This is a genomic window from Natrinema gelatinilyticum (assembly GCF_024266705.1).
Taxonomy (GTDB): domain Archaea; phylum Halobacteriota; class Halobacteria; order Halobacteriales; family Natrialbaceae; genus Natrinema; species Natrinema gelatinilyticum.
The window spans coordinates 1,774,210-1,788,989 of sequence record NZ_CP100756.1 but is presented as its reverse complement, the minus strand read 5'-3'; the positions used below and the strand labels follow the sequence as shown (position 1 = coordinate 1,788,989).

The window sequence follows — 14,780 nt, the reverse complement described above, 5'->3', positions numbered from 1 at the left end:
TGGAAAATGTGAAAGAACTCGAGAGCGAACGCCAGCCGGGTCAGAGAGAGCGGATCCGATCGATGAGCCGTGTCAGGAAAGAGCGCGAGCGGGGCGTCGGTGGCTCGGAGAGCGACTGCCGTTCGTCCGCATCGTCGCGGTCCGCCAGGAGGCGTTCGTATTGATCGATGACGGCCTGCCGACGGTTTTCGCTCTTCCGGAGAGCGTGCTCGAGTACGGCGATGCGAACTCGGAGTTGCGTGCGTTCGATCTGGGACGAAAGCGGCGGTTCGGAGGGATTCGAGTCATCGGCAGACCAGTGCATCGGACTGGCGTCGTGTGATCGCGAGTCGGTCGTCGGATCCGGATGACTGGTTCGAATCCGTTCGTCAGCGGGGGGGTCGAAGTCAGGACCTTGTTGCTCGGCGGACATGGCTCGTTACCGGCTACCACGTTACTCCAGAAAAAGGTCAGTCAGTCGAGCGTCAGACGTATCCGACGGCGACCGTGCGTCCGACGACGTCACTCTCGGATGTGCTCGAGGACGCCCTCGGTGTCGGCTGGAACGGGTTCGGGATCGCGACCGGCGGCCGCCGCGGCATCGGGGTCTTTGAGCAAGTGGCCGGTGGTGAGACAGGCGACGCGCTCGTCGCGAGTGACGATACCCTCGGCGCGAAGTTTCCGTAGTCCGGCGACTGAGGCGGCAGAAGCGGGCTCGACACCGATCCCTTCACGTGCGAGGTCACGCTGGGCTTCGGTAATTCGTTCGTCGGAGACCGAGACCGCGGTGCCGTCGGTCTCGCGGATGCCGGGTAGGGCTTTCGGGGCATTGACCGGGTTGCCGATCCGAATCGCGGTCGCGCGCGTCTCGACGTCGTCCCAGCGGCGGACCTCGTCGGCACCGTTCTCGATGGCCTCGACCATCGGCGCGGCCCCCTCTGCCTGGACGCCGGTCAGTTTCGGCACGTCGCTCTCGTCGAGTGCACCCGCTTGGACGAGTTCGCGAAACGCCTTGTACAACGCCGACGTGTTGCCCGCGTTTCCGACCGGGAGCACGATCCGATCGGGGACGGTGTCGTAATCCGCGAGAAATCCCTCGAGGATTTCGAGGCCGATCGTCTTCTGTCCCTCGAGGCGGAAGGGGTTGAGCGAATTTAGCAGATAGGCCTCTCCCTGCCCCGCGAGTTCCTGTACGATGTCGAGGCAGGCGTCGAAGTTACCGTCGACCTCGAGAATGCGCGCCCCGTGGAGGCTCGCCTGTGCGATCTTGCCAGCTGCAACTTTCCCTGCCGGAAGCAGGACGAGGGTCTCCATTCCGCCGCGAGAGCCGTACGCGGCCAGGGCGGCGCTGGTGTTGCCCGTCGACGCGCAGGCCAACCGGCCGACGCCGAGTTCGCTTGCAACCCTGACGCCGACGGTCATTCCGCGGTCCTTGAACGACCCGGTCGGGTTCATCCCCTCGTGTTTGATCCGCAGGGCCTCGACGCTGACGTCGTCCTCGAGACGGGGCACCTCGTACAGCGGCGTGGCACCCTCCTGAATCGAGACGCCTTCGTCGAACGGAAGCGCGTCCGCGTAGCGCCAGACGCCCTCACCCTCGAAGTCGTCGAACGTTGGCAGGTCGGCGTATCGAACCTCGAGAAGGCCGTCGCAGTCGTCGCAGGTGTACCGAACGTCCGCGAAGGGTGCGAACGTCTCACCACACTCGATGCATTCGAGCCAGACGCCCTCGTCTGCATCGGCGGGAACTTCCGGCTGAGTAGCGGAGAGGCTGAGACTCATTGTCGGTCGTGAAGGTGGCGAGGGGGAAAAAGTGAGTGGATTCGAGTGTGGTGTTGCTCACCCCGTTCCGCCGTCGAATTCCTCGATCACGTCGTGCACCGTGGCTGTCCAGGCATCCAGGGCCTCGTGTAGCAGTGCTTTCGCCTCCGGTAGCACGATCGCGGTGTACTGGTAGACGTAGCCGCCACCGTCTAGCAGTCGTCGGTCCCGTCGAGCCAGCCCCCGATCGTGTAACGTCGACAGCGAGCGATTGACCGTACTTCGGTCGCGCTCGAGCGTCGCCGCCAGTTCGTCGATCGTGCTCCCGGGTTGGTCGCGCAACACGAGATACGTCCGCGTTTCGTGGCTCTCGATGCCGAACACACAGCTCATGACCTCCTCGAACGGCGGGTTCGATTGTTCCATCAGTTCTCCGAGCCGGTGCTGCGGGGAACCGGTCATACTGGATGATATGCACGAGAGTGACAAATCAGTGCCGTCACTCTCCCGTCGATGACGTCCCCGAGATTATCCGTCGCCGCGTCTACGAGGTCACTCATCGTCGACGTCCGCCCCGTATCCCATCTTCCGGATACAGGCCCGCATCTCCCGTTCGGTCTCGTGGCGGTGGAGTCGCGTCGGTGTATCGCAGTAATAGATCGACCCGTCGTATCGGAGGGTCACCTCGTGTTCCGTCCGGATCGCGGTCGTCGTAATCACGACCCGTCGTCCGTCCTGAATGGCCGCCATGATCGCGTCCGTTTCGAGTTCGCCCGCGGAGATATGGAGCGGCGTCGACATCGGGTTCAACTGCGTAGGCGGCGTCAAAGAACCTTCGCCTCGGGCATCTCGCCTCGTCACCGCCATCCGCCACGGAAGCCGAACAGGCCTCGATGTCGGACAGACCGGTCCACAGTCCGACCCACCGTCCGAGGAGATAAATTGCGGCGGTCATCCGAAATCCGACGAACCGACCGCCGGTAAGCGGGTGTGAACGAGCCCTACCAGACCGGGATACCGCTACACGAGTGCGGATGCAACAGTGGGCCATGGCATCAGAGACCACAACTCGAACGGCCGAACGAACAGAAACTGCACTCGAACCGTGGCAGGCGGGGACCATCGGAGGTATCGCCGGTGCCATCGTGTTCGGCGCGATGATGGCGATACAGACGCCGGAGGTACTCGAGGCCGCGATTCCGGCGCTATATGGCCTCGAGGGCGGCCTCGTGGGAATGGTCGTCCACGTGGCTCACGGAGCGGTAATCGGCGTCATCTTCGCAGCGGTACTCGTCGCGACTGGTCGGACCGATCCCGGCCTCGCGACCGGCGGAATCCTCGGGATCGCGTATGGGCTCGTCGTCTGGGCGGTCCTCGCCGTCGTCGTCATGCCAATCTGGCTCTCCGCGGTCGGGTTCGAAATGGCACCGGCCGTACCGAACATCGCCGTCGAAAGCCTCGTCGGTCACGCGGCCTATGGACTCGTCCTCGGCGTCACGTACGCGGTGCTCGAACGCACCTGAATCGAATCCGCAACGGATCGTTCCCCGTTAGTCAATCGTCGGTACCCCGCACACCCTCCGTCACAACACGTACACCACAACCAGGGCCACCGGCCCCAGCACCATGAGCAGCAGTCTGAACGACGCGGGCCGACCGACACGCCGGTCGGCGATACGATAGCGACGTCAGATAGTTCAAAGCGAACGTGATTTCGGTGTTCGATCGACGCAGAATTTACTGAGTGATAATCGCCACTCGAGTGGCCGACAAACCGGTCTACTGCGCGCGGATCGGGGTTGCTCGACGGTTCGGTTCTCGTTCGAGCAAGCAGCGTTGACCGCGGGACCCGTTCGCTCCACTCAGATTCCGAGTGTTACTCGAGCAGCCAACTCAACAGCGCTTTCTGGGCGTGCAGTCGATTCTCCGCCTGATCGAATACGATCGAGCGCTCGCCCTCGATGACGTCGTCGGCGATCTCCTCGCCGCGGTGGGCCGGAAGACAATGCATAACGGATGCCTCGGGGGCGTGTTCGAGCAGCTCCGAACAGACCTGGAATCCCTCGAAGTTGGCCATGCGGACGTCGCGTTCGTCTTCCTGGCCCATACTGATCCAGACGTCGGTGTAAATGATGTCGGCGTCGGTGACCGCCTCGATGGGATCGGTCGTGACCGTCGGTTCGCCGCTGAGCATACGAGCGCGCTCTATGACCGCGTCGTCGATTTCGTATCCCTCAGGAGTCGCCACCGTCAGATCGATGTCGGTCAGCGCACAGCCGAGTGCGAACGACTGGGCGACGTTGTTGCCGTCGCCGATCCAGGCCGCCGAGACGTCCTCGAACCCGTCTTCGTGTTCCCGGATCGTCAGCAGATCCGCGAGCGTCTGGCAGGGGTGGGCGTCGTCAGTGAGGCCGTTGACGACCGGGACCGTGGAGTACTCCGCGAGTACATCGATGTTTTCGTGTTTGAACACGCGGGCCATCACCGCGTCGACGTACCGCGAAAGCGTTCGTGAGGTGTCTTTTAGCGGCTCGCCACGTCCCAACTGGATGTCGTCTTCACCCAGGAAAACGGCGTGTCCACCTAGCTGGGTCATCCCCGTTTCGAACGACACACGAGTCCGCGTACTCGGCTTCTGAAAGATCATCCCGAGCGTTCGATCCTCCAGGACGGCGTGGTCCTCGTCCGCACGCTGGGCGCGTTTGTACTCGCTCGCCCGCTCGAGGATCGTCGCCAGTTCATCGCGCGAAACGTCGTCGATATCGAGGAAGTGTCGTGGATCGGAATCGGTCGTCATTGAATATCACCGCTCGTCTGCCTCCGTACTGCTGTCGGCGGGCGCGTTGTGTGAGCCATCAGTCGTCAGCCTCACGAAGCGTCGTTGCGACCCGCTCTAAGACCGCGACCGACCGGTCGAACTCCGGCAGCGAGAGCCGTTCGTTGGGCGCGTGGTCGAGCGCCGAGTGGCCGGGGCCGTAGGTGACCATCGGACAGTCCCAGGCGTCGGCGTAGAGATTCATGTCGCTGGTCCCCGTCTTACGCAGGAGACGTGGGTCGCAGCCCTCCGCACGGATCGCCGCCCGAAAGGCCCGGGCGACTTCCGTCCGCGGGCTCTCCATGACCGGCGGGATCGGTTCGTCCCAGGAGACCGTGCCGATCTCGAGCTCGGCTTCGGCCGTCTCGCGAACCGTCTCGACGTCTAGCGACGGCGGGACTCGCAACTGCGCCTCGAGCGTCGCCTCGACGGAGAGTCCATCGTCGCTGATCCCACCGTCGATGGCGACGGGCTTGGCGGTCACGCGCTCGAAGACGGGCGTGTACTCGTCCTGTTCGAACGCGTCCTCGACGCTCGTCCACCAGCTCGTCGCGTGCTGGATGGCATTCGGCTCGGGCCGGGACGTGTGGCCGGACTCGCTGGTCGCGACGTAGGTCCCGTTGAGGAAGCCCCGATACCCGAGCGTGATACCCGTCGCACCGCTGGGTTCGCCATTGACGACGGCCGCGGGTTCGACTTCGCGGTCGGCCACCAGGTGACGCGCGCCCGCGGAACTCGTCTCTTCTTGGACGACGCCGACGAAGGAGACGCCGGTCCGGATGGCCGCGACGGCCATCGCGGCCAGTGGGCCAGTCGCGTCGACGCTGCCGCGGCCCCAGAGGATCTCGTCGCCCTCCGCAGCGATCCCCGCCTCCTCGTCCGCAGCGTCCGCAACGTCGACGTCGACGGGAATCTGGCCGGGAACGGTGTCGACGTGCGAGGTCAGGAGAACGGCGTCGTCCGCGGGTGCGCGCACGTTTCCGACCTCGTCGATTCGCGCCTCACGGCCGTAGCTGTCGAAGAACTCGACGAGCCGCTCGGCGGCCTGGTCTTCATCGCCGGAGGGCGAAGGCATCGAGACGAGATCGATCAGCAGTTCGCGGGCCACCTCGAGCGAGACGTCCGCAGTGTCTTCCATCGATGCACTCATGATTCGGACGTGGCTTCGGGTGCGAGGATTTCGGTCAGCGCGTTCACGAGCCGATCTGCCTCCGCCTCACCGATCACGAGCGGCGGCAACACGCGCAGCACGGTCCGGCCCGCGGGCAGCGCCAGGATCCGGTGCTCGAGCGCTAGATTGCGGGCGACGCGGTTCGCACCGCGTTTTAGCTCGATGCCGACGAGCAACCCGTCACCGCGGACCTCGCGGACGGTGTCGGAAAGCGCCGTCTCGAGTTCGGTGACGAGGTAATCGCCGACGTCGGCGGCGTGAGCGGGCCACTCCTCCTCGACTAGCGTCGAAACAGTCGCGTGGACCGCCGCGGCGACGACGGGGCCGCCACTGAACGTGGCGTTGTGCGAGGCCGCGCCGTCCGCGATCCAGTCTCGCACCGCGACCGCGCCGACGGGCAAGCCGTTGCCCAGCCCTTTCGCCGTCGTCAGCACGTCGGGCGTGACGCCCGCGTTCTGGCAGGCCCACATCTTGCCGGTGCGGCCCATCCCGGTCTGGACCTCGTCGAAGACGAGCGCTGCGCCGGCCTCGTCGGTGCATTCGCGGGCGGTCTCGAGGTAGCCTACGGGCGGGACGTTGATCCCGCCTTCGCCCTGGATCGGCTCGAGAATTACGGCAGCGGTCTCGTCGTCTACGGCCGCAGCGAGTTCCTCGCCGTCGCCGTAGGGGACGAACTCCACGTCGCCGGCTAAGGGCTCGTACGGTTTCTTGTACTTGTCCTTCCACGTCGCCGCGAGCGATCCCATCGTCCGTCCGTGGAACGAGCGGGTCGCGGCGACGATTTTCGAGTCGCCGGTCGCCGACCGGGCGAACTTCAACGCAGCCTCGTTGGCCTCGGTCCCCGAATTGCAGAACCATGCCCCCTCGAGTCTACTGGGCACGGCCGCGACGAGCGCGGCATAGGCGTCTTCGCGCGCCTGGACGGGATACGAGGAGTCGACGAACGTCAACTCGCCGATCTGCTCCTGAACTGCGTCGACGACCACGGGGTGACAGTGGCCCAGTGGCGTACAGGCATAGCTCGCCCCGGCGTCTAGATACTCCGTCCCGTCGGTTCCGTAGAGATACGGCCCCTCGCCGCTCTCGATGCCGATCGGCTTGCTGCCGGAGACGAAATCGAGGTCGCTCATTGCACTGTCTCCTCCGGTTCGGCGTCAGCGTCGTCTGCGAGCACGCCGGGCTCTATCGTCGTTCCCTCGCCCGCGAGCGCGCTCGTGATCGGTTCGTCGGCGTTAGCAGTCGCGACGGTGACCGACGCGGCGCCGCCCTCGAGGGCCTCCTCCGCGGCCATGACCTTCTTCGTCATGAACCCTTCCGCCGCGTCTGTGACTGCGTCGAACTCCTCGGGCGTGGCGGCCGAGTCGATTCTGGTCGATTCGTCGTCGGGGTTCTCGTAGATCCCAGATACGTCAGTGAGGACGACCAGATTCGCACCGAGCGCACCGGCGATCGCGGCCGCGGCGCGGTCGGCGTCAGCGTTGACTGCGGTGTATCCACCCCCCTTCTCGCGGCCGAGCACCGGGACGGAGACGACCGGCGTGTAGCCGCCCGAAAGCAGCGTCTCGAGCAGGTCATCGTTGACCGATTCGATCGTCCCCGAGTGGTCGCCGCGCTTGATCTTCTTCTTGCCGTTTTCTTTCACGCGGACGGCGGACTTCCGTTTTCCTTCCAGAAGCTTGCCGTCCGTGCCGGAGAGACCGACGGCGTCGACGCCCTCGTTCTGCAGGCTCTCGACCAGATCGGTGTTGAGCTTGCCGGGCATCACCATCTTGAAGACGTCCATCGTACGCTCGTCGGTGAATCGGCCGACGACGCCGCTGGGCGTCTCGACGTAGGTCGGCTCCTTGCCGAGTTCAGCGAGGGTCTCGTCGACGGCGGTCGAACCGCCGTGCGTGAGGACGACCTCCTCATCAGCCTCGACGAGGCTGGCAACGTCGGCGAGCGCGCCTTCGGGATCGACGGCGCGAGCGCCGCCGATCTTGACCACAGTCGTCATCTCAGGGTGCCCCCACGGGGTGCAGCCCCGTAAACTCGAGGCCGGCCGTCTCCTCGAATCCGAGCGCGACGTTCGCGGCGTGGACTGCCTGCCCGGCCGAGCCCTTCATCATGTTGTCGATCGCAGAGAAGACCACGACGCGTTTGTTCGACGGGTCGAGTTCGAAACCGACTTCGGCGAGGTTGGTTCCGGCGACCGCCTTGGGTTCGGGATAGCGATAGACGCCGGAGCCGCCTGCGGCCATGCGGACGAATGGCTCGTCCTCGTAGCAGCCGCGGTACGCTTTCCAGAGATCGCCCTTCGAAACCGGCGAACTCGGGAACACGTGGCTCGTCGCGCTCGCGCCGCGGACCATATCTACGGCGTGGCACGTGAAGGCGACGCTCGTGCCGAGGAACTGCTCGATCTCTGCCTCGTGACGGTGTCCAGTCGGTGCGTACGGGCGCACGACGCCGGAGCGTTCGGGATGGCTCGAGGCCTCGCCGCCGCCCGCGCCACCTTCGGAGGAGCCGACTTTCACGTCGACGACGATCTGCTCGTCGCCGTCTACGATGTCGTGTTCGAAAAGCGGGTAGAGCCCGAGGATCGTCGCGGTGGCGTTACAGCCGCCACCCGCGATGAGGTCCGCGCCCTCGAGGTTCTCGCGGTTGATCTCCGGAAGCGCGTATTCGGCACGCTCCAAGTACTCGGGAGCATGGTGGCCGTCGTACCACTCGTCGTACTGGGCCTCGCTTTCGAGGCGGAAGTCGGCCGAGAGATCGACGACGGTGTCTGCGATCTCGAAGAAGTCGTCGATCCGGCCCATGGAGACGCCGTGGGGCGTCGCCGCGAACAGAACGTCGACTGACTCGAGGTCGTCGGGTTCGGTGAAGCGAAGGTCCGACCCGCGCAGCGGCGGGTGAACGGAACCGACGCTCTTGCCGGCCTTCGAACGACTGGTGACCTCCGCGATCTCGAGGTTCGGGTGGCCGGCGAGCAGGCGTAGCAACTCGCCGCCCGTGAAGCCGCTCCCGCCGATGACGGTCGCGGTCACCGTCTCGGCGATTTTGTCCGTACACGTTTCGGCGTCGACCGCCATCAGGCGGTCACCTCGAGTTCCGGATCCGCTGTCAGGGCTCTGGCCTCGAGCCAGTCAACGACGGAGCCAGCGACGTCGTTCTCGACGGCCCCGTCGAGGGCTTTGAATTCGACGGTGTGGTTGACCTCGTGGACGGTATACGAATCGCCCGTCTCCATCAGGTCGACACCGAGAAGTCCGCCGCCGACGGCGTCGCTTGCCTTCCGGACGAGTTCGCGCGCCTCGTCGTCGACGTCGAACGCGGTCGTCTCCGCGCCCTTTGCAGCGTTGGTGATCCAGTGGTCCGACGAACGAACCATCGCGGCGATGGGTTCGCCGTCGGTCGCGACGACGCGCACGTCGCGACCTGGTTTCTCGACGAACTCCTGGACGTAGAACACCTTGTGCTCGTAGTGTCCGAGCGTCGCCTTGTGTTCCAGTATTGCCTCGGCGGCGTCTCGAGAGTCGATCTTGGCCATCAGGCGCCCCCACGAACCCACGACGGGTTTGAGGACGCACGGGTAGCCGAAGTCCTCGATGGCCTCCATGGCGGTCTCCTTGGTGAATGCCACCTTCGTCGCGGGCGTGGGTACTCCCGCGGCCTCGAGGGCGAGGCTGTTTTTCACCTTGTCCGCACAGATCTCGGCGGTTTCGTGGCTGTTGACCACGGGGACGCCGTACGCCTCGAGGAACTGCGTGGCGTACAGGCTCCTGCTCGTGGCGAGACAGCGATCGACGACGATATCGAGGTCGTCGAATCCGTCGGGAGCCGTCGAAATGTCGAACGTCTGCTTGCGGACGTCGATCTTCGTCACCTCGTGATCGCGCTCGCGAAGCTCGTTCAAGAGGAGCTTCTCGTCCTTGCGAATCCGTGAATAGAGTATGCCTACGTTCACGCGAACCACCTCCGGGTGGATGTGAGAGACCCGTCAGCCCCCCCTGGAATCGCGTACGCAGCGCGGGCCGATGTCGCGCCCGTCTGCAAGGTCACTCACCCCAGTCCTCTTCGAGCTCGGGGGCTCGCTCGAGGACTGGCGGCTCGGTGTCGACGACTTCCAGTTCGGCGCCACAGGTCGTACAGTCAACGATCTCTCCGACTTCCAGATCGTCGTGCAGGGATACCTCGGCCCCACACTCGACGCATTCGGTCATTGTGTTCGCACGTGGGAGCCGGGCTCCCTTAAAGCCTTCGAACTTAACAGCAAAATTATACTATCTGCACTCCACTCTAACGGTCCGTAGACGCTATCATACCGCAGGTTTATTTTGACATATCATTAATTAGGTTATTCATCCCCCCGCGGGGATCGTCGTCGAACTGGCCGATCGACGACCCCATAGCGCGCCAGCAGTTCCGCCACCGGTGGACGGTCGACGGCATTACACATACTCGTTCACCTCCGAGCGCAACGTCTCGCGTGCCGTCTCGAGCGTCCCGATCAAGTCCTCGCGTTCGTCTTCGTCCATCGCGAGCGACTCGCGAGCCGACTCTAGTTGACCCTCGACCGCGACGGGGGCCGGCCCGCCCTGCGAGTCACGGCTTGCGACGCTCGCTGCGGGATCGAGCGCGTCCTCGACGGCGGTTGGATCGACGTGGGCCGTGAGCGGTTCGCCGAGCACGTCGTGTGCTGCGGACTCGAGCGCATCGTAGTCTGCGCCGTTTTCTGCAGCGACCGCCACGAGTTCGTGTGCGGTGCGAAACGGGAGCCCGTTCGCCGCGAGCAGATCCGCGACGCCAGTCGCCGTCGAGAATCCCTCGCCCGCTTGCGTCGCCAGCGCCTGCTCGTTCCAGTCGGCCGTCGCGATTGCACCGGCCGCGACCTCGCTCGCCTCGGTAACTGCATCGACCGTCTCCCAGGCGTGGGTCGTCGCCCGCTGGAGGTCGCGATTGTACGCGCGCGGAAGCCCCGTGAGTGTCGTCGTCAACCCCTGGACACCGCCAGCCGCGTCTCCCGCGACCGCGCGGACGAGCTCCAACGTGTCCGGATTCTTCTTCTGGGGCATGATCGACGACGTCGAGGAATAGTCGTCCGAGAGGTCCACGAACCCACGGTTCGCGAAGACGATCACGTCCTCGGCCACCCCGGACAGCGTCGTCGCGTGGGTCGACAGCGCCTGTACCGCCTCGAGCATGAAGTCCCGACTCGAGGAGGCATCCATCGAGTTTTCGACGACAACTGCGGAGCGCTGCTCCGCCGAACTCCCCCTCGCGCCGCTTGCGGGACCGCCGTCGAACCCGAGCAGTACCGCGGTGCGTTCCCGGTCGATATCGAACGGCGTCCCGGCGAAGGCCGCACCGCCCAGCGGTGACTCATTGATCCGAGAGTAGGCCGCGAGTAGACGATCGGTGTCGCGACGAACGGCCCCCTCGTAGGCAAGCGCCCAGTGAGCCACCGTCGTCGGCTGGGCGGGCTGGAGGTGGGTGTAGCCGGGCATGATCGTCTCCGTGTGTTCCTCGGCGACAGCCACCAATGACTCGCGCAGCGCGAGCGTCCGCTCGATTGCCGCGAGGACGTCTTCGCGTAAGCGATACCGGATGCAGGCCGCGACCTCGTCGTTGCGCGACCGCGCAGTGTGCATCTTTCCACCGTCCGCTCCGATGCGCTGGATGACGGCCGTCTCGATGGCCTCGTGGACGTCCTCGCCGTCGGGAAGCGAACCGTGACCGTCGACCTCGATCGCATCGAGGGCGGTCAGTATCTGACCCGCCACGTCGTCGGCGATGATACCTTGCTCGGCGAGCATGACGGTGTGTGCGCGATCGACCTCGAGATCGGCCTCAAAAATACGATCGTCCACCTCGAGCGAGGAGAGGAAGCTCCGGGCGGGGCCCCCGCTAAAGCGGCCCCGGCGCACGACGCCTTCGTCGTCGGTGCCCCCGTCGGCACCGGCGGAACGACGTCCGGAATCGTCCCCGTGAGCGCTCTCCTCTGTCATGATTACTCGTCTACGTCGGAGCGTAGCTCCGACGAGGATCCGCTCGCTTTGCTCGCGTCACCGCCGCTTCCGTCGGTCGCGAGTTCGATTTCGTCTTCCGTAGCGTTCGCTGCGATCGCCTCGTTCGCGAGGCGGCGCTGGAAGCCGTGGTACTTCGCGACGCCCGTGGCGTCCTCCTGGGTTATCTTCCCGACTGTCTCGGTGTCGAACGAGGCGTGTTCGGCGGAATAGGCAGCGAAGTCGCTGTCACGAGCGACCGGACGGGCCTGTCCGCCCTCGAACCGGATCGTGACGGTGCCGGTGACGCGTTTCTGGGTCTCGGCGATGAAGCCCTCGAGCGCGCTCACGAGCGGCGCGTCGATCAGTCCCTCGTAGCCCTTCTGGGCCCACTGCTGATCGATCTGCTGTTTGAACTGACGCTCCTCCTGCGTGAGGACGAGCCCCTCGAGGGCCTCGTGGGCGTTTAGCAGCGTCGTCGCGCCAGGGTGTTCGTAGTTCTCGCGGACCTTCAGCCCGAGCATGCGGTCTTCCATCGTGTCCGTCCGACCGACGCCGTACCCGCCCGCGAGGTCGTTGAGGTACTGGATCAAGTCGACGGGCTCGTACGCCTCACCGTCGACGGCGACCGGATACCCCTGCTCGAATTCGATCTCGATCTCTTCGGTCTCCCCAGTGGGTTCGTCGGTCCACTCGTAGATGTCCCGCGGCGGGACGTAGCTGGGATCCTCGAGGTCGTCGCCCTCGACAGAGCGGCTCCAGATGTTGGTGTCGATCGACCAGTCGCCGCCGCTGCCGCCCTCGACAGGGAGGCCCTTCTCGTCGGCGTACTCCTGTTCCCACTCGCGGGTGAGACCAAGTTCGCGGACGGGAGCGATGACCTCCAGATCCGAGTCGCGCCAGACAGCCTCGAATCGAAGCTGGTCGTTGCCCTTGCCCGTACAGCCATGGGCGATGCCGGTACAGTCCTGTTCCTCCGCGACCTCGAGGATCGCCTCGGCGATCACCGGCCGGGCGAGCGCCGTTCCCAGCGGGTAGCCCTGGTAGGTCGCGTTCGCGCGAACGCTCTCGAGACAGAGTTGCGCGAATTCCGCTCGCGCGTCGACGACGTAGTGATCGAGGCCGAGCGCCTCGGCGGTCTCTTCGGCCTCGTCGAACTCTGCGGCCGGCTGGCCAACGTCGACGGTGACGCCAATTACGTCGTCGTATCCGTATTCCTCCTCGAGCAGCGGGACACAGACAGTCGTGTCCAGGCCGCCCGAGAACGCAAGTGCCACGCGGGTCATATCGTACTCGAGTGAAATCCAAGGACGGACTTAAGTTCGTTGGTTTCGGTTTCGAAAATAAACTAAAGAGCGCCTGCTATGCGGAAGAATGCATTTTTTGAGTCGTCGGAACGGACCGGGTCGAAGGGTGAAGTAGAATACGGGCTCAAAGGGCCCGTCGTCGCCGTCGCCGCCGAGCGACAGTCCCGTCGGTACCGAAATCGGCGAGCGACGTGCCGACGGACTGGCTCATTATTCGAAGTATGCGATATCGTGGTACTAAAGCCTTTCTTAGTGGGTTCGAACGTCCCGTCAGGTCGCTTCTCCTCGGATCACCCCTCCTCCGGCAACGCCAGGACGTTCTCCCGGCCGATCCGGAAGACGTCTATCTCGTCGTCCTCGCGCAAGTCGCTGACGACCTGACTCGTCTTGGCCTCCGTCCACTCGAGTTCGGAGACGACCTCCTGTTGTTTGATCCGGCCGCCGCGGTTCTCGAGCAGACGCAGGACCCGTTCCTCGTTGCTCAGCAGTTCCGGCGGCGGATCGTCGGGTGCGGGCGACTCGGCCTCGGACGAGCCGTCGGTCCGTCGGACCGCACTGGGCTGGGCGTCGGACGTCACCGACCCGTTTCGCCTACGTCCGACCAACCACCCGGCGGCACCGACGACTGAGAGCAGGGCGAGAGACAGCAGAACGATCGCCCAGGGCATCGCCGGTCCCTCGTTGGACGGGGACTGCGTGGCCTCGTCGCCGTTTTTGATCAGGACGATCCGCGGTTGGTCGTCGGTGAACGTGGTTTCTGATCCCTGCCAGGCGATCGAACTGTCCGGTTGGTCGGTCGGTGCCGGATCGATCTGGGGTACCCCCTCGTTCTCGTAGACGCTGTACTCCTCGGGCCAGCGGAACTGCAAGGTCGTCCCGTCATCGAGCGTAAATCCCGAGAGCGCAGCGCCGGCTTCGATCCGATTCAGTTCGACGAGCGCGAACGACGACCACCGGAACGTCACTTTCGCGTGGCCAATCGCCCGCGGTGCGGAGTTTTCCTCCGTGGTGATGGAGACGTTCGAGAGGTTCATGTCTCGCCCCGTCCTGTTTTCGCCCTTCACGAGGGTCTCGTTCCACTTCGACCGCTCGCCGGAGACGTACCTCTCCGGATTCGATTGGATGTCGCTTCGCAACCCCTCCCACTCTTCCGCGGTCCTGTTTCCGTCGTCGAGATGGAACCGATAGTCGACGGTCACCAGCGCCGTGCCGTTCTCGGTGATGAAGAAGTCGACGTAAATCCGATCCGCATCCTCAAGCCCGATGCTCTCGTTTTCGGACTCCTGTAGCGCCGCTCTGTGAGCCCCGGAATCCGCCGTCACGGCAGCCGAACCCGGGACGAACGCGACCGAACAGGCAACCACCACGAGCACGCAAATCAGGGCCCGCAGCCCCCTCACGTCCATTACGGGGACATGTTGTGGCCGTCTAAATAGGTCTTTCCGACTACGGTAGCACTGCGTTTATGAAACAGTCGTCCGCACGTGAATGTATGCACGATTCGCGCGGCAAACTCGAGGTCGAAACGCTGCTCAAACTGGTCCTCGGACTGGTCGCCGTATTGCTCGTTCTCGAGATTCTCGAGGCGGTAATCGGCACTATCGCGGAATTGTTCGGCCCGTTCGTCCTCGTCATCCAGCTCGCGATCGCCGTCCTGATCGTCCTCTGGTTGCTCGATCGCCTCTAACGAGACCGCGCAGCCCGGCGCAGATCGGCCGCCGCGAATCGGACTCGAGGAATCACCAGACTGATAGCCGAGC

The 14,780-nt window shown here is 64.8% G+C and carries 16 protein-coding genes; 2 read left to right on the top strand and 14 right to left on the bottom strand.

All coding sequences use genetic code 11. The features are described from left to right. Positions 1-40: 40 nt before the first annotated feature. The 4 genes from NJU76_RS08770 to NJU76_RS08755 form a co-directional block, all read right to left on the bottom strand. A complete protein-coding gene (locus tag NJU76_RS08770) occupies positions 41-412 on the bottom strand; it encodes a hypothetical protein (RefSeq protein WP_254532371.1) in 372 nt (123 codons plus the stop codon). An 89-nt stretch (positions 413-501) separates the two neighbouring features. After that, the gene (thrC, locus tag NJU76_RS08765) at positions 502-1,761 is read right to left on the bottom strand and encodes a threonine synthase (RefSeq protein ID WP_254532370.1); all 1,260 of its coding nucleotides are present in this window, start codon (positions 1,759-1,761) and stop codon (positions 502-504) included. Positions 1,762-1,818: 57 nt separating this feature from the next. Continuing rightward, a complete protein-coding gene (locus tag NJU76_RS08760; protein ID WP_254532369.1) occupies positions 1,819-2,202 on the bottom strand; it encodes a helix-turn-helix domain-containing protein in 384 nt (127 codons plus the stop codon). Positions 2,203-2,292: 90 nt separating this feature from the next. Further along, on the bottom strand, positions 2,293-2,541 hold the full coding sequence (locus NJU76_RS08755) for a DUF8001 family protein (protein WP_254532368.1): 249 nt from the start codon (positions 2,539-2,541) through the stop codon (positions 2,293-2,295). A 248-nt stretch (positions 2,542-2,789) separates the two neighbouring features. On the opposite strand from NJU76_RS08755, the gene NJU76_RS08750 reads away from it, so the two are divergent. Beyond that, on the top strand, positions 2,790-3,263 hold the full coding sequence (locus tag NJU76_RS08750) for a histidine kinase (RefSeq protein WP_254532367.1): 474 nt from the start codon (positions 2,790-2,792) through the stop codon (positions 3,261-3,263). Positions 3,264-3,616: 353 nt separating this feature from the next. On the opposite strand, the gene argF is transcribed toward NJU76_RS08750, so the two are convergent. From argF to NJU76_RS08700, 10 genes are all read right to left on the bottom strand, one after another. After that, on the bottom strand, positions 3,617-4,537 hold the full coding sequence (argF, locus tag NJU76_RS08745) for an ornithine carbamoyltransferase (protein ID WP_254532366.1): 921 nt from the start codon (positions 4,535-4,537) through the stop codon (positions 3,617-3,619). Between the two features lie 58 nt (positions 4,538-4,595). Further along, positions 4,596-5,705 (bottom strand): [LysW]-lysine hydrolase, encoded by a 1,110-nt coding sequence (locus NJU76_RS08740; protein ID WP_254532365.1) that lies wholly within the window; start codon positions 5,703-5,705, stop codon positions 4,596-4,598. Continuing rightward, the gene (locus NJU76_RS08735; protein ID WP_254532364.1) at positions 5,702-6,856 is read right to left on the bottom strand and encodes an aspartate aminotransferase family protein; all 1,155 of its coding nucleotides are present in this window, start codon (positions 6,854-6,856) and stop codon (positions 5,702-5,704) included. Before NJU76_RS08735 ends, NJU76_RS08740 begins: the two co-directional genes overlap by 4 nt. Beyond that, on the bottom strand, positions 6,853-7,722 hold the full coding sequence (locus tag NJU76_RS08730; protein ID WP_254532363.1) for an acetylglutamate/acetylaminoadipate kinase: 870 nt from the start codon (positions 7,720-7,722) through the stop codon (positions 6,853-6,855). The genes NJU76_RS08735 and NJU76_RS08730 overlap by 4 nt, the downstream gene beginning before the upstream one ends. Before the next feature lies 1 nt (position 7,723). Next, a complete protein-coding gene (gene argC / locus NJU76_RS08725) occupies positions 7,724-8,800 on the bottom strand; it encodes an N-acetyl-gamma-glutamyl-phosphate reductase (protein ID WP_254532362.1) in 1,077 nt (358 codons plus the stop codon). Next, entirely contained in the window at positions 8,800-9,675 is an 876-nt protein-coding gene (gene lysX, locus NJU76_RS08720) for a lysine biosynthesis protein LysX (protein ID WP_254532361.1), read from the bottom strand. The genes argC and lysX overlap by 1 nt, the downstream gene beginning before the upstream one ends. Before the next feature lie 91 nt (positions 9,676-9,766). Further along, entirely contained in the window at positions 9,767-9,931 is a 165-nt protein-coding gene (gene lysW, locus NJU76_RS08715; protein ID WP_005554620.1) for a lysine biosynthesis protein LysW, read from the bottom strand. Between the two features lie 228 nt (positions 9,932-10,159). Beyond that, on the bottom strand, positions 10,160-11,716 hold the full coding sequence (gene argH, locus NJU76_RS08710; protein ID WP_254532360.1) for an argininosuccinate lyase: 1,557 nt from the start codon (positions 11,714-11,716) through the stop codon (positions 10,160-10,162). A 2-nt stretch (positions 11,717-11,718) separates the two neighbouring features. Further along, positions 11,719-12,999: an argininosuccinate synthase gene (locus tag NJU76_RS08705; RefSeq protein ID WP_254532359.1), complete on the bottom strand. Its 1,281-nt coding sequence runs from the start codon at positions 12,997-12,999 to the stop codon at positions 11,719-11,721. 311 nt (positions 13,000-13,310) lie between these two features. Next, on the bottom strand, positions 13,311-14,426 hold the full coding sequence (locus NJU76_RS08700) for a helix-turn-helix transcriptional regulator (protein ID WP_254532358.1): 1,116 nt from the start codon (positions 14,424-14,426) through the stop codon (positions 13,311-13,313). A gap of 86 nt (positions 14,427-14,512) precedes the next feature. On the opposite strand from NJU76_RS08700, the gene NJU76_RS08695 reads away from it, so the two are divergent. Further along, a complete protein-coding gene (locus NJU76_RS08695) occupies positions 14,513-14,707 on the top strand; it encodes a DUF7554 family protein (protein WP_254532357.1) in 195 nt (64 codons plus the stop codon). Positions 14,708-14,780 lie beyond the last annotated feature (73 nt).